The organism is Marivirga arenosa (assembly GCF_030503875.2).
GTDB classification, from domain to species: domain Bacteria; phylum Bacteroidota; class Bacteroidia; order Cytophagales; family Cyclobacteriaceae; genus Marivirga; species Marivirga arenosa.
The window spans coordinates 1746606-1764207 of the sequence record NZ_CP129968.2 but is presented as its reverse complement, the minus strand read 5'-3'; the positions used below and the strand labels follow the sequence as shown (position 1 = coordinate 1764207).

The following is a 17602-nucleotide window of genomic DNA, read 5'->3' as shown; positions in this document are numbered from 1 at the left end:
AATAATTGAAGCAATAAATAAGCGATGATCTTTAAATCATCGCTTTCCTATTTATTAACTATTCATGATTTCTTCTATCTCCTCAATTTCAATTGGAATGTTTGCCATCATATCATGATGACCATCTTTAGTAATCACTACATCATTTTCCAAACGAATACCTAATCCTTCATTTTGTATGTATATACCTGGCTCAATCGTGAATACCATTCCAGGTTCAAATTCTCTATAGATATTTCCTACATCATGTACATCTAAACCAATATGGTGTGAAGTTCCATGCATGAAGTATTTCTTGTAAGCAGGATTATTTGGATCCTGGTTCTTGATATCAGTTTTATCTAACAGACCAAGTCCCAATAATTCGCTCTCCATTAATTTCCCGACTTCTTTATGATACTCTGGAATTCTATTACCCGGTCTTAGAATCTTATAGCACTCCTTCATTACCCTCAAAACAGCATTATAAACATCTTTTTGTCTTTGCGTATATCTGCCATTTACAGGAATAGCTCTTGTCATATCTGCATTATAATTACCATATTCGGCTCCTACATCCATTAATAATAGCTCTCCATCTTTGCAAACATCTTTATTTTCAATATAGTGTAATACACAAGCATTAGCTCCAGAAGCAACTATTGGCGTATAAGCAAAGCCTTTAGATCCTTGCCTTACAAACTCATGTAAAACTTCCGCTTCCACTTCATATTCTTTCACTCCAGGCTTTACAAATTTCAAGGATCTTCTAAACGCATCCTCCGTAATTTTGCAAGCACGTTCCATCTGAGTTATCTCGAGTGGATCTTTAATAGCTCTTAGATCGTATAATATTGGAGCTGCCTTTCTGTATTGATGAGCAGGGTATCTTACCTGACACCACTTTATAAATCTCATATCACGAGTTTCCACTGGAGAAGCATTTCTTATATGTTCATTCGTATTGATAAAAACTTGCTCAGCTTCCGCCATTAACGTATTAAAAACAGTCTCGAATTGTGAAAGCCACATTACGGTTTGGATTCCAGAGGCAGCAGTAGCTTCTTCTTTGGTGTATTTATGTCCTTCCCAAACCGCAATATGCTCATTGGTTTCGGTAACAAACAATATCTCTCTCCAGCTATCATTATCAAAATCAGGGAATAAAACCAATTTAGTTTCTTCCTGATCAATTCCGCTCAAATAAAACAAATCACTATTTTGCCAGAAGGTCATAGTACCATCAGCATTTAAGGGCATCACATCATTAGCATTGAATACAGCTAATGAACGTGCTGGCATTTGCTTCATGAAGTTCTTGCGGTTTTTGATATAAAGAGACGAGTCTAAAGTTTTGTATCTCATAAAATTGCTTTTTATTGAAATTAATCGTTTATGCTTCGTAAATTTCAAATTTACAGTTTATTATCTCAATCAACATGCTTAAACAGGCTTTTTTCAAGAATATCTTCCTATTAATCCCTTTATTTCTGTTTTCAATTGAAATTTTCTCACAACAGAAATATTGGTTAGAATATAAGGCTGAATTAAAAGATGTTCCGGAAATAGAATTAGAAAAATTAAAAGCTGAGTTAAAAAATAAATATCAGGAAGATCTTAGTTTTCACTACGAGTCTAAATGGCATCCTGTTATTAGCATCGAGACTACCCATGAAATTGCCACCGAATTATCTGATTATGAATGGATTAATTCCATCACATCACAAATAGAATTGGTACCCACCTCTCTCATATCTACTAATAGTAGTGAGTTGTCCTATGCCTTGGAACAAATCCAAGCTCATTATCTTATGGACAGTATGAAACTTAGCGGCAAAGGCGTTAATATTGGAATTATAGATGGTGGTTTTATGGATGCAGATAAAGAACCATCCCTCCTTCATTTAGTTGAAAACGACCAAATAAAGTTTTTTAAAGATTTTCTTTTAGCTGGAAATAATAATCCATTTTACGGTAAACGTTTAGCACAAGATGACCACGGAACGCAAGTTTTAAAAATGATTGCCGGCTCAAATGATAATACCATCATTCGATACGGAATGGCTAAAAATGCGAGTATTTATCTTGCACGAACTGATCATGGAATACGAGAAAGAAGATTAGAAGAAGATTATTGGATTGAAGCAATTGAATTATTTCACGAAATGGATATCAAACTGGTGAATTCCTCTCTAGGCTATACAGATGGCTATGATAAAAGAAAGGAAAATCATTCCGTAAATGAAGTGAATGGTAAAAGTAGTATGATAACGAAAACCGCTCAGATGGCTGCAGAAAAAGGAATGCTGATTGTTAGTGCAGCAGGTAATGACGGTCATAATAAATGGAAAATCATATCCTTGCCATCTGATGCAAAAGATGTTTTAACAGTTGGAGCTACTCGTTTTGATGATTGGTCTAGAATATATTACTCATCTGTTGGCCCTGAAAAGCTGGAATATGTTAAACCTGATGTAGCTTGTTTTGCTGCTAATGGAACATCATTTTCAGCTCCAGTTATAACGGGTTTGGCTGCATGTATTTGGGAATACGATTCAACTTTAAGCAATTACGAAGTTATGGAAATCATCAAGAATAGTGCTCATTTAAATGAAGTACCTAATAACTATTTGGGGTATGGAGTCCCTAATGGTAAGAAGATACATAAAACCCTATTAAATAAAGGTTTAGACAATCTTAGTTCTAAATTGATTAAGGTAGAAGTTTCAGAAAATGATTATACCATTCAAATTCCTGATGGAATTAAAGAAATTGTGATATATCATAAAAGCTCTGATAAAAATGTGAAGGAAGAACTTACTGTTTCGATAGAATCAGAACAGAAATTTTTAATTATTGAGAAAGAAGCAGATATAAAATATTCTACAATTGTGGCACAAGATAGATGGCTGACAGAGATCATGTGGAAATAAAAAGCCCGATAAATCGGGCTTTACATAAAATAATTTTTTTCTCGTCTTAAAATAAGTTGAAACTTAAACCAAATCTGAATGGAGTTGCCTGTGTTGCAATAGGTTCTTCAGCATTATTTAATGGCCCTCTTCCAGGATTAAAAAGTTCTGAGAAATCATATTGGAAATAGGCACCAAAACCAGAAATTCCAACTTTTATATGAGCACCATAACGAAATTGATTTAACTCGAAATTTTCTTTTCGCTTAATTTTTTTTGTCTGCTCGTTTTGGTTGTAAACTATCTTTGTTTTACCATTAATTAAATACCCTATACTACCTCCTGCGGCAACGAAAAACCCACCATTATCCACCTTATCTTTATTCAAATAGTATCTAAATTCAATCGGAATGTTCACATAATTAGTCTCAAACTTAGACTTCTCAACTATACTATTTTCACCTACAATATCAGTCCCAATACTTTGTAAACGTACGTTTCTTAGTTCATCACTCCCTGACACTATGGCTAAAGTAGTGGAATCCCCATCAAATGCATATTTATCAAATGATAAGTTAATCCCTGCATTAAAGCTGAAATTGGAATTAGAAATTTGAATCGGATACATATATCCAATTTTAAAATCATTATTTCCAAAAGTGCGGAGATTTAATGCTTCAACATCATTATTGTATAACATATTTAAACCAAAGGATAAGGTAAGATCTCCTTTTAAATTAGGCCTTGGTCCAAATGTATTTTTTTCTTGCATGTTTTGTGCATGCATACTTATTACTGTAGTGAATAATATGATCGTAATTACGAATAGTTTTTTCATTAGTATTTTTTTGAATTTTACTTTCGAACGACAAAGATAGCGTTTTATGCAGAGGATAAATAAATAAATCCTTTTTCTTATAAGAAATTATTATTTACCTTTGCACACTCATTAGCAAACGTAGCGAATGAAAGCTTATTGCTCAATCTAATTTTGAACAATAAAATAATTTTTAAATGGCCTTGTAGCTCAACTGAATAGAGCACTTGATTACGGCTCAAGAGGTTCCAGGTTTGAATCCTGGCAAGGTCACTCTCATAATCAAAAAAGCCGCTTAAGAGATTAAGCGGCTTTTTTGTGTTCTTACTTTCCTTTGAACTCGGGTTTTCTTTTATCTAAAAAGGCCTGCTTTCCTTCTTTATAATCTTCTGAGGTACCTGCTATTTGCTGAGAATATTTTTCATACTCTAACATTTCATCCAATGATGAAGTAGCTGCTTTATTCAACATCTTTTTAATCATTCCTATAGATTTGGTAGGTGCTTTTGCAAAATAATCAGTGTAAGATTTCACTGCTTCATCTAACTCATCATCTTTTACCACCTTATTGACAATACCTAGTTCATAAGCCTCTTGCGCACTAACTTTTGTACCCATAGCACATAATTCAAAAGCTTTTTGATAACCTACCAAATTAGGCAAGAAGAAAGAAGAGCCTGAATCAGGTACTAAGCCAATGTTAATAAATACTTCGATCATTTTAGATGATTCAGCCGCTATAATCATATCTGAAGCTAGCGCCAAAGAACAACCAGCTCCTGCGGCTACTCCATTTAATCTAGCAATGATAGGCTTAGGAAGTTTTCTCATTGCTCTGATGATAGGGTTATATCTCTTTTCTAATGAGTTATAAAACATTCTATCATCTTCATCACGAGCTGATTTCAAATCTTGTCCTGAACAAAATGCTTTCCCTTCACCGGTAATAACCACTACCCTTACCGCATCGTCTTTACCAGCCTCTTTTAATGCTTTTTGAAATTCATAACTAATTCCATCATTAAAAGCATTATAAAAATCTGGTCTATTGAATGTGATGGTACAAACACCATCATTAAGTTCATATTTTAAAAACTCGTACATTATTTATATCTGTTTAATTTAGAATCAAAATTGTGAGAAAATTTACAAAAAAGCCAATCAGGAGACCATACCAGACTTGTTTAGAATCATGAGCTGCCAATTGTAATCGCGCACTTCCAACCAAACCGCACAACAAAAAGCAAGCTGCAACAGCATAATAAAAATTAGAAGGTTCAGATTGTAATAATAAAGCCAAATAAATCCCAGTTGCCCCTGATATTGCAATTGCGTGAGCACTAATTTTCCACCAAACCGTAATAATGGTCAGAATGACAATGCTAATCGTTATAGATAAAAGAATAGCGGTCACTAAATTGGGAAATCGAAATTTCTCCCAAAACAGATAGGTGGTAGCACCATAGAATATAGCATTAAAAAGAAATGGAAAGATACGTTCTTTCTTATCTTCCATATTCAAATTGCTAATATTTCGAGTAAATTTCAGTAACAATATACCCATTAAGGGAATTAAGAAAGTAGTCATGAAAACCATAGAAATAAACCTCCAGGCAATTTCATCAGACATATTTAAGGCATAAGGCAATAAAAATATTAAGCCCAAAAATATATAACTCGGAATGAGTAAGGGTTGAAAAACAATTGATATGAAATGCGCCCAGAACCTATTCACTATAATTCTTTTCTTAAACGTGCTACTGGAATATTTAACTGTTCTCTATATTTAGCTACGGTTCTTCTGGCAATTTTATAACCTTTACCTTTTAATAGTTTTTCTAATTTATCATCAGAAAGTGGCTTACTTTTATCCTCTTTATCTATAAATTCTTTCAATGTATTTTTCACTTCTCTTGAACTAACATCCTCACCAGATTCTGTAGCTATACCTTCAGAGAAGAAGAATTTTAATGGATATATACCAAATTCAGTCTGCACCGATTTACTATTAGCTACTCTAGAAACAGTGGAAATATCCATATCAATTTTTTCAGCAATATCCTTCAAAATCATAGGGCGAAGTTTACTTTCATCACCTTCTTTAAAGAATTCATATTGATATTCTAATATGGCCTGCATAGTATTCAACAAAGTGAATTGACGTTGTTTAATGGCATCAATAAACCATTTAGCTGCATCTAATTTTTGCTTTACGAAACCAACAGTTTCCTTCAGTTTTTTATCCTTTTTATCTCCTTTATCATAAGCTTTAAGCATTTCAGAATATGAAGGGCTCACCCGTAAATCAGGTGCATTTCTAGAATTTAATGTAATAACTAATTCACCATTTTGATTGGTCAATATAAAATCAGGCATTAAATACTGTGTTCTTACGGCACTTGATCCTGATCCACCAGGTTTTGGATTTAATCTTTTAATGGTATCAATAGCCTCTTTGAAAAGTTCCTCATCCTCAATATTTAGCTTTTTCACTATTTTTTCATAATGCTTCTTTGAGAATTCTTCAAAACATTCATCTATGATTTGATGGGCTAACTGAACGGTTTCAGATTGGTCAATTTTTCTTTCTAACTGCAGAAGTAAGCATTCCTGTAAATTTCTACAAGCAATCCCTGCAGGATCAAATTCTTGAATTTTGGCTAATACACTTTCAACTTCATCTTCATCAGTATTTACATTTTGTGAAAATGCTAAATCATTAACGATCGCACTAATATCTCTACGGATATAACCATCACTTTCTATGCTGCCGATTAGCTGCTTCCCAATTTTATATTGGTGTTCATCAAGCCCTAAAAAGCCCAATTGGGTCATCAATTGATCATTTAGAGTAGTACCCATTGCAATGGGCATTTCCTTTTCCTCTTCCTGATTATTGCCATCACCCTGCATTTTGTATCCCGCTTCGTCATCATGAAGATAATCTTCTATGTCAAAATCATCATTAGTATCCTCCTCATAATCTTCTTCAAAATTATCCTCTTCTGGCTCTTCTTTTCCTTCTTCTAAGGCTGGATTTATTTCTAATTCTTCTTCTATTCTCGTATCCAACTCAGCAGTAGGCACTTGCAACAGTTTTATAAACTGAATTTGCTGAGGAGACAAACGTTGTCCTAAAGATTGTGTGAGTACTAATTTTTGCATAAAAGGATTAAACTAAAAATTGTGCCAATTTTCTTTACCCAAATTTATTTTAAATTCTTGAAATCTTTGATAAAAAGCCAATAATATCGAATTTTGGCAGACTAAAATTTACAAAAAATAAACGTAATTATTTTATGACTGTTCCGGCAAGAATTAAAATCAAAGAACTATTAGCTAGTGAAGCTACTGAGCAACAAGCAAATGTGAAAGGATGGGTAAGAACAAAAAGAGGTGGAAAGCCTGTTTTTTTTATTGCGCTAAATGATGGTTCTACTATCAATAATATTCAGATTGTTGCCGACCCAGAGGTTATCTCTGAAGATATCATTAAAGATATTACGACAGGAGCCGCTTTAAATGTAGTAGGAAAAGTAGTAGCTTCTCAAGGAGCTGGCCAGTCAGTTGAAATACTTGCTGAGACTATTGAAGTATTAGGCAAGGCTGATCCTGAAAAGTATCCACTACAGCCTAAAAAGCATTCAATGGAGTTTATGAGAGAAAAGGCTCATTTAAGAATGCGTAGTAGCACCTTTAGCGCTATTTTTAGAATTCGTCATTCTTTAGCTTTTGCGATACATGAGTTTTTCCATAAAAAAGGATTCTATAATCTTCATACTCCAATCATAACAGCAAATGATGCTGAAGGTGCGGGTGAAACATTTCACGTAACCAATTTTGATTTGGACAAAATCCCTATGACTGATGATGGGAAAGTTGATTACAAACAAGATTTCTTCGGTAAGGAAACCAATCTAACTGTTTCAGGACAGCTAGAAGGTGAATTGAGTGCAATGGCATTAGGCGAAATTTATACTTTTGGTCCAACGTTTAGAGCTGAAAACTCTAATACCACCCGTCACTTAGCTGAGTTTTGGATGGTAGAGCCTGAAATGGCCTTCTATGACTTAAAAGACAATATGGCTTTAGCCGAAGAAATGTTAAAGTATGTGGTGAAATATGCTTTAGATAATTGTAAAGATGATTTAGCTTTCCTTGCTAAGAGAGCTGAAGATGAGGATAAACAAAAACCTCAGAATGAAAGGCAGGAAATGGGCTTAATAGAAAGACTAGAATTTATCTTAAATAATGATTTTGAGAAAGTAAGCTACACTGATGCTATTGAAATTCTTAGAAACAGTAAGCCTAACAAAAAGAAAAAATTCAACTACATTATTGAAGGCTGGGGCGCTGATTTGCAATCTGAGCATGAACGTTTCTTAGTTGAGAAACATTTCAAAAAACCAGTCATACTATTTGACTACCCTAAGGATATCAAAGCATTCTATATGCGTCAGAATGATGATGACAAAACTGTAGGTGCAATGGATATTTTGTTTCCTGGCATTGGTGAAATCGTAGGTGGATCTCAAAGAGAGGAAAGACTAGACAAGCTAACTCAAAGAATGAAAGAGATGAATATCCCAGAAGAAGAACTTTGGTGGTATTTAGATACTCGTAAATTCGGTACAGCTCCTCATAGCGGATTCGGACTAGGTTTTGAAAGGCTTATGCTTTTCGTGACAGGAATGGGAAATATTAGAGATGTAATTCCATTTCCAAGAACACCTGATAACGCTGAGTTTTGATGGGTGTTGGATGATGGATGTTGGATAATACATTTGTAAGCTTGAGTAGATTTATTTAGATTGAATGAATCAACCAAGCTTACAATTATGAGTTTTAAATTTGAAAAGCTTAGAATCTGGCAAATGTCAATGGATTTTGCTGAGGAAATTTATAAAATTTCTGAAGCGTTCCCTAAAACTGAAAATTATAATTTAACATCGCAAATCAGAAGAGCCGTTGATTCAATTGCGTTAAATATTGCAGAAGGTTCAATACTTCAATCTTTACCTGAAAACAAAAAATTTTTAGGATACTCAATCAGGTCATTAGCAGAGGTTGTGACTTGCCTATATAAAGCAGAAAAAAGACAATACATTGACATTAAATGCTTTAAAAATAACTATGATCAAGCTTACCTTTTAATGAATATGATGATAAGTTATCGTTCAAAAATCAAATAATACACATTAATCAACTCAGGGTAATGAGAATGTTTAAAAATCAAAGACTAAAATTCTTCAAACATCCATCACCCTTCACCCTGCAAACCACTTTTTAATCATGATCCTAACCAACATAAAGTCACTTTTTGGAATTAGAGAAGAAAATAAGTTATTAAGAGGTAATGAGCTAAGTACTCTTCCTTCTATTGAAAATGCTTATCTTAAAATAAAAGATGGCAAAATCTCAGCTTATGGGGATATGGATTCTTTAACTGTTGACTCCAATGATGAAATATATGATGTAAAAGGTCAATCTATTTTACCAGCATTCTGCGACTCTCATACTCATATAGTTTTTGCAGGAAGTAGAGAGTCAGAGTTTGTTGATAAAATTAAAGGCCTTAGTTATGCTGAAATTGCCGCGAAAGGGGGTGGAATTTTAAATTCAGCTAAGAAATTAGCTAAGACTTCTGAAGATGAATTATACGAGCAAGCCATGAAAAGAGTCATAGAAGTAATGCATTTAGGAACAGGTGCTTTAGAAATCAAAAGTGGGTATGGCTTAACGGTAGAGGCTGAATTGAAAATGCTCCGAGTAGTAAAAAGGATAAAAGAAAGTGTTGATATACCTATTAAATCTACCTTTTTAGGGGCACATGCCTTCCCAGTTGAGTACAAAGAGAATAAAGAAGCATATCTTAAAATCGTTACTGAAGAAATGCTCCCAGCTGTAGCAGAAGAAAATCTAGCGGACTATATAGATGTTTTCTGCGAAACAGGATTCTTCGATCAGGAAATGAGCGAAAAGGTATTAAATGCAGGTGCAAAATATGGTTTAAAAGGAAAAATTCATGCTAACCAGCTAAATAATAGCGGTGGTGTTCAATTAGGGATAAAAACTAATGCGCTTTCAGTCGATCACTTGGAAACATTAGGTAAAGAAGAAATTGAGCTACTAGGGTCTCATGATATTATTTCAACCCTACTTCCATCTGCCGCATTTTTCTTAAGAATGCAATATCCTCCTGCAAGAGAATTAATTAATGCAGGTGCTGCTGTTGCATTAGCGACAGATTATAACCCTGGCTCCTCTCCTAGTGGAAACATCCCTTTATTGATTGCATTATCATGTATTCAAATGAAAATGACTCCAGAAGAAGCAATTAATGCCGCAACCCTCAATGGAGCATTTGCTATGGAATCAGAAAAAGAAGTAGGATCAATTACCCGTGGAAAAAGAGCTAATCTAGTTCTCACTAAAGAAATTCCCTCATTAGCTTATTTACCTTATGCTTTTGGTTCTCAAAGTATTGACAAAGTAATGATTAACGGCTCATGGATATAGCAAATTTTAAATACCTAGATAAGGAAACACTCTTTACATTAACCCATAAAAGAGAGGGTGAAATTAAGATTGGAGAAAAAATTAGCTATGGTTCAGACTTTGAAAATAGTACTGCAAGATACGTAATTATAGGAATAGAAGAATCAATAGGTGTAAAAGGTAATTTAGGAAAATCAGGGACACACACTGCTTGGAATGCCTTTTTAGATGCTTTTGTCAATGTTCAAAATACTGTCAGACTAGCAGGAGAGCATATTCATATTTTAGGAAGCTTCCAATTTCAGGAAATCTTTCAAGAATGTGAGTCAACAGAAGACTATAGAGAAAAAGTTAGTTTGATAGATGATTCCATAAGTCCGCTAATTGAAAAAATCAGTCTAGCCGGAAAAAGAGTGATAATTATTGGCGGAAGTCATGCCAATGCGTATCCAATAATTAAAGGCGTAAGCCAAGCTAAAAATGCTCCAGTTTCTGTCATTAATATGGATGCACATGCTGATTTCAGGAAATTGGAAGGAAGACACAGTGGTAATCCTTTCAGCAGTGCTAGGCATGAGGGATTCCTTGGACCTTATCATATATTAGGTCTGCATGAAAATTATAATAGTCAGACAATGCTTGAAGAAATGAGCAAGCAAAAAGATATTCAATGGTATTTCTATGAAGATATTTATCTTAGAAATAAAATAAGTTTCGATAAAGCTTTACATCATTTTATAGAAAACACAAAAGGAATAGCGGGTATTGAACTTGATATGGATAGTGTTGAAAATGTTTTAAGTTCGGCCATGACACCAACTGGTTTTAGTGCATTGGAAGCACGTAAATATGCATACAATACTGCTTACCAATTAAAGCCAAGTTACTTCCATATCTGTGAAGCAGCAGCAAAATTAGACAACGGACTAGAAGACCCTCAAACCGGTAAATTACTCTCTTATTTAGTGACTGATTTCATAAAAGGCTTGATGGAGTAATTAATATTTTAAAATATCTCCCAACGTTTTCTTGATTTCTTGTATACAATCTGCAGAAACTTCACCGATCTTATTTATAAATCTTTCTTTTGACACAGACCTAATATGAAAAACTAATATCTCGGATTTTTCCTTTAATCTATTTTTCGCATCTGGTTTCAAAATAGGATTCCCTTTATACTCTTTTACCTTAGTAGTAAATGGACAAACAATCACCGTATTTAAATATTGATTAGCTAAATTACCGCTGACAATTACTACTGGTCTAAATCCAGCCTGTTCACTGCCCCTAACTGGATTTAAATCAACATTCCAAATTTCCGCCTGTCTCATGCTTTTTCAGAATCATTGAGTTGCTTCCAATAATCAGTCATACCTTCCTCTGCGATCTGCAATAGATCTGTATCTGTAGATGCTTGTTTGTATGATTTTGCATATTCTGCCTTTTCAATATTCTCCAAATAAACTTTTAAGGCTCTTTCAATAATCTTATTCTTGGGCAAATTAAGTTCTTTAGCTTTCTTAGCTAATAAATCTATAACATCTTTGGGAAGGGTAGTTGTAATATTCATGTATGAATCATATTTGTGTTATACAAATATAAAATAAAAATACTATTCATAAAGTTCGGTGATGTCTATCATCACTTATCAAAACTATCATTACCGATTAGTGACGGTTGGTTAAATCTTCCGTCTTCATCTCTATTTTCAAGATTTAACACTCCTCTTGGGCAAACTGATGAGCATACACCACATCCTACACAACTCGCACGCACAACATTTTGACCTCTCTGTGCATACCATCTAACATCAATTCCCATTTCACAATAGGTTGAGCAATTCCCACATGATATACATTGCCCTCCATTTGTTGTAATTCTAAATCGAGATTTAAAACGCTGTACTATTCCTAAATAAGCTGCTAAAGGACATCCAAAGCGGCACCAAACTCGATTCCCCATCAAAGGATAAAATCCCGTCCCGATAACACCAGAAAATACTGAACCAACCCCAAAGCCATAAACAGCTCTTATTTGATAACTGCTAATTCCTAGCACATTTGAGTTACCCGAAAAATACGTGTAAAGCACTGCTGCAGTCATCAATACAGCAAAAACCAAGACACTGTGAACCATCCAACGCTCAATTTTCCAAGCCCCTAAAGATTTATCTGATAATTGTCTATAAGGATCTCCCAAAGTCTCAGCAAGTCCACCACAGCCACAAACCCAGCTACAATACCATCTTTTCCCATACAAATAAGTAAATACAGGTACGCCAATAACAAACAAGGCAATTCCCCAACCTAGCATAAAAATACCGATAGTACCTGCCTCTATTTTCTCATTCAATTGATAATCAAAGAAAAAATCATAATCTAATGGCCACATATTTTTTAAATCCATATAGGGTTGATTCAAGCGAACCAAAATTTCAGGTATTACGAAAGCAAATGCTAATTGAAAGAACATGACAGAAACTGTTCTAACCATTTGATACGGGCTATGTCTGTATTTTAATATCATCCTAATACCCATTACCAATATGGCTAGGGTATATAAGAAACCATACATAAACCATTGACTTGCAGGATTCCCGCTTAACAATTCACTTACAGGATCTACTATGATAATCCAGCTGGTCATATATTCAGGAAACCAATAAAGAAATATGTAGAAGCCAATAAGGAAGCTCCCCAATAAAATACCAATCCACCCTCTATTTTTTAAAGAGCTGTGAAAAATACCATCATTTTTAATGCCTGCTGATTCTGTCCTTAACCGAGGTAGCAAATACAATAAAGCTCCTAAAATTGGAATTCCAATAGATAATAGCAGCCATAATAATGGGTTTTGAGCTATAATAGCTGAATGAGACTGCTTTACAATACTGAAAACTGTATTTTTAACATTATTATCACTGAATCCTTTCTGAGAAATAATAGAATTATTTACATCACTAATTACTTTCTCCAATTGAGATTTCATTTCAGTTTTTGAATCAAATTCTCTTCCACTCATCCATGAAGTATAATCCTGAAATTGCTTTAACTGCCATTGGGTAACTTCACTATCATTTTTCTCAAAAGATGATGCTATGGTTGATTCATCAAATGTATTTCCTTCATTGCGGTTTACAATCTCCTCAGCCAGAGATTTATTGATCTGATAATCTGATTGAATTTTTTGGTTAAGAATATCAAATATTGATTTCACATCATTTACAAATGAAAATTGACTTTGATATTCGTTTTGATAAATATCTAAATTAAAGCTTTCGACAATTTCATAGTTTGATTCTCCTAACTCTTGCTTTAATAATGACTGATCAAGCTGGAATTTACTTAAGAAGAATAAACTTAAGAAAGTAAAAAAACCAATTGTAAATACTATTAAACCTACTTTATGTATAATTTTCAAGCTCTTCATGATATATTAAAATAATCCTAATATTTTATTTCTTTTTACTTTCACAGCCTCTTCAGGATATCTGTTATTGTACATTTCAATCAATTCATTTTCATAGGTCTTGAAAAATTCGGGATCAAAATTGGCTGACTTTAAATTTTGAAACACTTTTTTCATCTCCCACTTTTCTTTGATCATCTTATCGCATATTTCATGGCGAAAACGAATCCCCATCACATTCACTCCTTTTAGGAATTTATTATCTTTATTAAAAACTAAGCGAATAGATTTTTCTCCATTAGGATGCTCCCAATAAAAATGCACTTCATTTTCATCATCAGGAAAATTTGGCACTTGTCCATAGGTTTGATATTCAATATCTAGGAATTTAGCTGAATTAAACCACACCCCTGGTTTGTAGGAAGTTTTAGTTCCTGTGATAGTCCTAGCCACAGTTTCACCATGCATACGTCCTGTATACCATACTTGTTCAATTGGCCTTCTATCTTCTGCAGGGGCATTTTCAAACTGGGCACAATCACCTATGGCATAAACTTGATCTTGATTGGTTTCAAAGAATTCGTTTACAATAATTCCTTTTTCTACCTTTAAATCAGATTTTCTTAAGAAATCAACATTTGGAGAAACACCAACCGTTAACCCAACAAATTGAGCCTCAATCTCTTCTCCATTTTGAAGCTTAACCGCAGTTGCACGTCCATTGCCATCATCTAGTATTTCAGAAATTTCAGACTCTAAAAGTAACTTAAATCCATGTTTTTGAATATGGCGATTTATCATATCCGATTCCTCAGGAGGTAAAACATTATTCCAAAAACTAGATTCTCTAACTATAAATGTTACTTCTATATCACGTGCATGGAGCATCTCCCCCATTTCTATACCGATAAGGCCACCACCTACAATTGCTGCTTTTTGAGTTGACTCAGACCACTTTTCCATTGATTCTAAATCTTGATAAGAATATAACCCTTGAACCGCATCTAAATCTTGCCCGGGCCATCCAAATTTATTAGGCTTAGAACCTAAGGCTAAAATCAAAACATCATATTTTATATTATCAGACTGCTTTAGGTATAGTTCCTTAGTTTTGAAATCAATGGATTCAACTTTATCCTTTAATAAATCGAGCTTATTTTTCTTCCAGAAGGAGTCTTCATAAGGCTTTGTATGCTCATACTTCATGTGCCCCATAAAAATATACATCAAAGCTGTTCTAGAGAAAAAATGATCGGTCTCTGCGGAAATGATGGTAATAGCATCATCACTTTTTTTTCTAATATGCCTTGCGGCTGTGATACCCGAAATACCATTTCCAATTATTACAATATTACGCATAAGCTATTTTCTAGGGCTCTGTTAGACGATTTTCAATTTTAAGCTTATTAAAACTAATCAATTGTCATTTCGAAGACAATAAAAAGCAATCCAAACTTAAAATGTTCTCGTTGTTGATGAAAAACTAATTAATTATGAAAAAAATAAATTTAACCTTTTTCGCCATCATTTTTTCGAGTATTAGCTTAATGGCTTACAGACAAGAGCTTAGAGATTTCAATCAGCAAGCAAATCAATTTCTTAAAAAATATGTAATGGACGGTAAAGTCGATTACAAAAATTTGAAAAATAACTTTGATGAAGTTGATCAACTATACAAATCATTAGCTACTATTAATATAAATACATTATCTGATAATGAAATCAAAGCATTATACATAAATGCTTATAACATTATAGTAATCAGACAAATTACAGAATATTACCCGCTTAAATCTGCATTAGATAAAAACGGCTTTTTTGATAAGGTGAAGCATAATGTTGGAGGAGAAATGCTGACACTGGATCAAATTGAAAAAGGTAAAGTGATTATTCCTTATGGAGATCCTAGAGTTCATTTTGCCTTTTCATGTGCAGCAATTGGTTGTCCTGAACTAGCAGATTTTGCATTTACAGCTGATAATTTAGATGCCCAATTAAATGAAAGAACCAGAAACTCCATCAATAATCCTGATTTTATAAAAGTTAATAATCAAGAAAATAAGGTTGAGATATCCATGATTTTCAAATGGTATGACAGAGATTTTAAAATGAAGGCTGAAAATGTAATGGCTTACATCAATAAATATAGAAATCAGAAAATACCATCTAACTATGATTATTCATTTTATGAATATGATTGGGGCTTAAATATTCAATAAAATGGTTTCCCCCAAGGAAATATAGTCCTTGGGGAATTTTTTTATTCATTTTCTTCAGGAGATAATTCTTCCTCCAGCTCAGATGATTCAGGAGAAATATCACCACTATAATTAAATACTTCTATAATAGGGCTTTCAATTACTTCAGGAACCTGAAAAGAAACTAGCATATTATTTAAGCTTAAATAAATTCTATCGTAAGCCTCTTTCACATTCTTAGCAGTCACAATCATTTGATTGGTAATTTTCTTTTCCTTTCCACTTTCTTCTGCAACATAATATACCACTTTACATTTATGCCAGATGTCAGCATCTTCATAGTGAAAAACATCTACTATTTTACTTTTGCTAATACCCGTAATCATGAATTCGCCTCTTACTCTCTCGCCCATCTCTTCGTAAATACGAGTTTCAGCCTCTGTAAAAGAAACCGCATCCACCAAATAAGGCTCAGTTACTGACTTCAACCTACCATTTTCATCTTCTTTTTGGTATTTCACCTTACACAAAAACCACTGCTTCATAATCTTATTATTCAAATTGGATTGCGAATATAAAGGAATTCAAAATCGAATGGAAATGGGTCATGAATTTGTTTTAACTTTGCCTAATGGAAAAAAGTAAAATTGTACTCCCCTGCCCCCCATATATAGCTCCTATCCTTAGGAAAGAAATAGAATCTCATGGTTACAAAATATCTCATGAAGGTCCGTTGGATGTTGCATTAGAAGGCACAAAAAACGATTGTATGTATCTTAATCTTCATTTAAGAACGGCAAATAAAGTTTTATTTCTGATCAAATCATTTAAGGCCAATAATCCTGATAAATTATACCAACAGCTTTATCAAGTGAAATGGGAAGACTATTTAAATGAAGAGGGTTACTTATGTATTACCTCATACGTTAACAATGAGAAAATATTAAATACACAATTTGCGAATGTTAGGGTAAAAGATGCCATTGTAGATCGTTTGAAAGATAAAACAGGGAAAAGACCAGATTCTGGTCCATTAAGAAATCAGATGGTAGTATTCTTGCACTGGCAAGAAGATCAGGTTTCTGTTTACTTAGATACTTCAGGTGAAACCATAGCAAAACATGGATACCGAAAAATTCCTGGAAAAGCCCCAATGATGGAATCATTAGCTGCAGCCACTATTTTAGCGTCAAGCTGGAGTCCTGAACAATCATTTGTAAATCCTATGTGTGGATCTGGTACACTAGCAATTGAGGCTGCTTGTATAGCCGCAAAAAAAGCTCCAGGACTTAACCGAGAAAAATTCGGCTTCCATTATTTAAAAGATTTTGACCTAAATGAATGGGATAATATGAAGCAGAAAGCCATAGAGAATGAAATCCCAGTAAAATCTGAAATAATTGCAGGGGACTATAGTCGAATAGCCATTCAAGCAGCAAAACAAAACGCTGAAGAAGCTGGAGTAGCTGAATATATTCAATTTGAAAAGAAAGATTTTAGGGACAGCACCATTCCAGAAAATAATGGTGTGGTTTTTCTGAATCCAGAATATGGGGAAAGATTAGGTGATGAGGCTGAATTAGCCAAGGTTTATAGCCAGATAGGTGATTTCTTTAAAAGAGATTGTAAAGGAAAAACAGGCTATATATTTACTGGAAACCTAAATTTAGCCAAGAAAATAGGGCTTCGAACCAAAAGAAGAATCCCTTTTATGAATGCAAAAATAGAATGTAGATTGCTAGAATATGAATTATATGCTGGAACTAAAAAAGATAAAAGTTCTAAATAAT

General features: G+C 33.7%; 17 protein-coding genes and 1 tRNA gene. 8 read left to right on the top strand and 10 right to left on the bottom strand.

What is annotated here, in order from left to right; all coding sequences use genetic code 11:
- Nucleotides 1-54 precede the first annotated feature (54 nt).
- Nucleotides 55-1344, bottom strand: a complete 1290-nt coding sequence (locus QYS47_RS07640; protein WP_322348258.1) for an aminopeptidase P family protein — start codon at nt 1342-1344, stop codon at nt 55-57.
- Between the two features lie 74 nt (nt 1345-1418).
- Here QYS47_RS07640 and QYS47_RS07635 point away from each other — a divergent pair, with 74 nt between their 5' ends.
- Complete coding sequence (locus tag QYS47_RS07635) at nt 1419-2912, top strand: S8 family serine peptidase (RefSeq protein ID WP_322348257.1); 1494 nt, start codon at nt 1419-1421, stop codon at nt 2910-2912.
- 46 nt (nt 2913-2958) lie between these two features.
- Here the strand turns inward: QYS47_RS07635 and QYS47_RS07630 are convergent, their stop codons facing one another.
- A complete protein-coding gene (locus QYS47_RS07630; RefSeq protein WP_322348256.1) occupies nt 2959-3729 on the bottom strand; it encodes an outer membrane beta-barrel protein in 771 nt (256 codons plus the stop codon).
- Between the two features lie 178 nt (nt 3730-3907).
- Between QYS47_RS07630 and QYS47_RS07625 the strand changes: the two genes are divergently transcribed.
- Nucleotides 3908-3981: transfer RNA gene (locus tag QYS47_RS07625), tRNA-Arg, on the top strand.
- Nucleotides 3982-4032: 51 nt separating this feature from the next.
- On the opposite strand, the gene QYS47_RS07620 is transcribed toward QYS47_RS07625, so the two are convergent.
- The 3 genes from QYS47_RS07620 to rpoN form a co-directional block, all read right to left on the bottom strand.
- Complete coding sequence (locus QYS47_RS07620) at nt 4033-4812, bottom strand: enoyl-CoA hydratase/isomerase family protein (RefSeq protein WP_322348255.1); 780 nt, start codon at nt 4810-4812, stop codon at nt 4033-4035.
- 13 nt (nt 4813-4825) lie between these two features.
- Nucleotides 4826-5338 (bottom strand): PA-phosphatase, encoded by a 513-nt coding sequence (locus tag QYS47_RS07615; RefSeq protein ID WP_322348254.1) that lies wholly within the window; start codon nt 5336-5338, stop codon nt 4826-4828.
- Nucleotides 5339-5442: 104 nt separating this feature from the next.
- On the bottom strand, nt 5443-6873 hold the full coding sequence (rpoN, locus tag QYS47_RS07610; RefSeq protein WP_322348253.1) for an RNA polymerase factor sigma-54: 1431 nt from the start codon (nt 6871-6873) through the stop codon (nt 5443-5445).
- Between the two features lie 134 nt (nt 6874-7007).
- Here rpoN and asnS point away from each other — a divergent pair, with 134 nt between their 5' ends.
- The 4 genes from asnS to QYS47_RS07590 all read left to right on the top strand — a co-directional run bounded on the left by asnS (nt 7008) and on the right by QYS47_RS07590 (nt 11204).
- The gene (asnS, locus tag QYS47_RS07605; RefSeq protein WP_322348252.1) at nt 7008-8459 is read left to right on the top strand and encodes an asparagine--tRNA ligase; all 1452 of its coding nucleotides are present in this window, start codon (nt 7008-7010) and stop codon (nt 8457-8459) included.
- An 87-nt stretch (nt 8460-8546) separates the two neighbouring features.
- Nucleotides 8547-8900 carry a four helix bundle protein gene (locus tag QYS47_RS07600; RefSeq protein ID WP_322348251.1) on the top strand — a complete coding sequence of 118 codons (354 nt, stop codon included), beginning with the start codon at nt 8547-8549 and terminating at the stop codon, nt 8898-8900.
- 100 nt (nt 8901-9000) lie between these two features.
- The gene (hutI, locus tag QYS47_RS07595) at nt 9001-10227 is read left to right on the top strand and encodes an imidazolonepropionase (protein WP_322348250.1); all 1227 of its coding nucleotides are present in this window, start codon (nt 9001-9003) and stop codon (nt 10225-10227) included.
- Entirely contained in the window at nt 10218-11204 is a 987-nt protein-coding gene (locus QYS47_RS07590; protein WP_322348249.1) for a formimidoylglutamase, read from the top strand. The genes hutI and QYS47_RS07590 overlap by 10 nt, the downstream gene beginning before the upstream one ends.
- Here QYS47_RS07590 and QYS47_RS07585 read toward each other — a convergent pair whose 3' ends face one another.
- The 4 genes from QYS47_RS07585 to QYS47_RS07570 all read right to left on the bottom strand — a co-directional run bounded on the left by QYS47_RS07585 (nt 11205) and on the right by QYS47_RS07570 (nt 14973).
- Entirely contained in the window at nt 11205-11537 is a 333-nt protein-coding gene (locus tag QYS47_RS07585; RefSeq protein WP_322348248.1) for a type II toxin-antitoxin system PemK/MazF family toxin, read from the bottom strand. It lies immediately after the preceding gene.
- Nucleotides 11534-11776, bottom strand: coding sequence for a ribbon-helix-helix domain-containing protein (locus QYS47_RS07580; protein WP_322348247.1), 243 nt, complete (start codon nt 11774-11776; stop codon nt 11534-11536). The genes QYS47_RS07585 and QYS47_RS07580 overlap by 4 nt, the downstream gene beginning before the upstream one ends.
- A gap of 71 nt (nt 11777-11847) precedes the next feature.
- Nucleotides 11848-13635 (bottom strand): 4Fe-4S binding protein, encoded by a 1788-nt coding sequence (locus QYS47_RS07575; protein WP_322348246.1) that lies wholly within the window; start codon nt 13633-13635, stop codon nt 11848-11850.
- 6 nt (nt 13636-13641) lie between these two features.
- Nucleotides 13642-14973: an NAD(P)/FAD-dependent oxidoreductase gene (locus QYS47_RS07570; protein WP_322348245.1), complete on the bottom strand. Its 1332-nt coding sequence runs from the start codon at nt 14971-14973 to the stop codon at nt 13642-13644.
- Nucleotides 14974-15107: 134 nt separating this feature from the next.
- Here QYS47_RS07570 and QYS47_RS07565 point away from each other — a divergent pair, with 134 nt between their 5' ends.
- On the top strand, nt 15108-15833 hold the full coding sequence (locus QYS47_RS07565; protein WP_308357124.1) for a DUF547 domain-containing protein: 726 nt from the start codon (nt 15108-15110) through the stop codon (nt 15831-15833).
- Between the two features lie 41 nt (nt 15834-15874).
- Here the strand turns inward: QYS47_RS07565 and QYS47_RS07560 are convergent, their stop codons facing one another.
- Complete coding sequence (locus QYS47_RS07560) at nt 15875-16357, bottom strand: DUF4494 domain-containing protein (RefSeq protein WP_308357125.1); 483 nt, start codon at nt 16355-16357, stop codon at nt 15875-15877.
- An 86-nt stretch (nt 16358-16443) separates the two neighbouring features.
- On the opposite strand from QYS47_RS07560, the gene QYS47_RS07555 reads away from it, so the two are divergent.
- Nucleotides 16444-17601, top strand: a complete 1158-nt coding sequence (locus QYS47_RS07555) for a THUMP domain-containing class I SAM-dependent RNA methyltransferase (RefSeq protein ID WP_322348244.1) — start codon at nt 16444-16446, stop codon at nt 17599-17601.
- Nucleotide 17602 lies beyond the last annotated feature (1 nt).

Bases quoted from the DNA above. Each gene is read 5' to 3' on its own strand.
- QYS47_RS07640 (WP_322348258.1), bottom strand. From the start codon at position 1,344: ATGAGATACAAAACTTTAGACTCGTCTCTTTATATCAAAAACCGCAAG.
- QYS47_RS07555 (WP_322348244.1), top strand. From the start codon at position 16,444: ATGGAAAAAAGTAAAATTGTACTCCCCTGCCCCCCATATATAGCTCCT.
- QYS47_RS07590 (WP_322348249.1), top strand. From the start codon at position 10,218: ATGGATATAGCAAATTTTAAATACCTAGATAAGGAAACACTCTTTACA.
- QYS47_RS07630 (WP_322348256.1), bottom strand. From the start codon at position 3,729: ATGAAAAAACTATTCGTAATTACGATCATATTATTCACTACAGTAATA.
- asnS (WP_322348252.1), top strand. From the start codon at position 7,008: ATGACTGTTCCGGCAAGAATTAAAATCAAAGAACTATTAGCTAGTGAA.
- QYS47_RS07560 (WP_308357125.1), bottom strand. From the start codon at position 16,357: ATGAAGCAGTGGTTTTTGTGTAAGGTGAAATACCAAAAAGAAGATGAA.
- QYS47_RS07635 (WP_322348257.1), top strand. From the start codon at position 1,419: ATGCTTAAACAGGCTTTTTTCAAGAATATCTTCCTATTAATCCCTTTA.
- QYS47_RS07585 (WP_322348248.1), bottom strand. From the start codon at position 11,537: ATGAGACAGGCGGAAATTTGGAATGTTGATTTAAATCCAGTTAGGGGC.
- QYS47_RS07620 (WP_322348255.1), bottom strand. From the start codon at position 4,812: ATGTACGAGTTTTTAAAATATGAACTTAATGATGGTGTTTGTACCATC.
- QYS47_RS07575 (WP_322348246.1), bottom strand. From the start codon at position 13,635: ATGAAGAGCTTGAAAATTATACATAAAGTAGGTTTAATAGTATTTACA.
- hutI (WP_322348250.1), top strand. From the start codon at position 9,001: ATGATCCTAACCAACATAAAGTCACTTTTTGGAATTAGAGAAGAAAAT.
- QYS47_RS07570 (WP_322348245.1), bottom strand. From the start codon at position 14,973: ATGCGTAATATTGTAATAATTGGAAATGGTATTTCGGGTATCACAGCC.
- rpoN (WP_322348253.1), bottom strand. From the start codon at position 6,873: ATGCAAAAATTAGTACTCACACAATCTTTAGGACAACGTTTGTCTCCT.
- QYS47_RS07615 (WP_322348254.1), bottom strand. From the start codon at position 5,338: ATGTCTGATGAAATTGCCTGGAGGTTTATTTCTATGGTTTTCATGACT.
- QYS47_RS07565 (WP_308357124.1), top strand. From the start codon at position 15,108: ATGAAAAAAATAAATTTAACCTTTTTCGCCATCATTTTTTCGAGTATT.
- QYS47_RS07600 (WP_322348251.1), top strand. From the start codon at position 8,547: ATGAGTTTTAAATTTGAAAAGCTTAGAATCTGGCAAATGTCAATGGAT.
- QYS47_RS07580 (WP_322348247.1), bottom strand. From the start codon at position 11,776: ATGAATATTACAACTACCCTTCCCAAAGATGTTATAGATTTATTAGCT.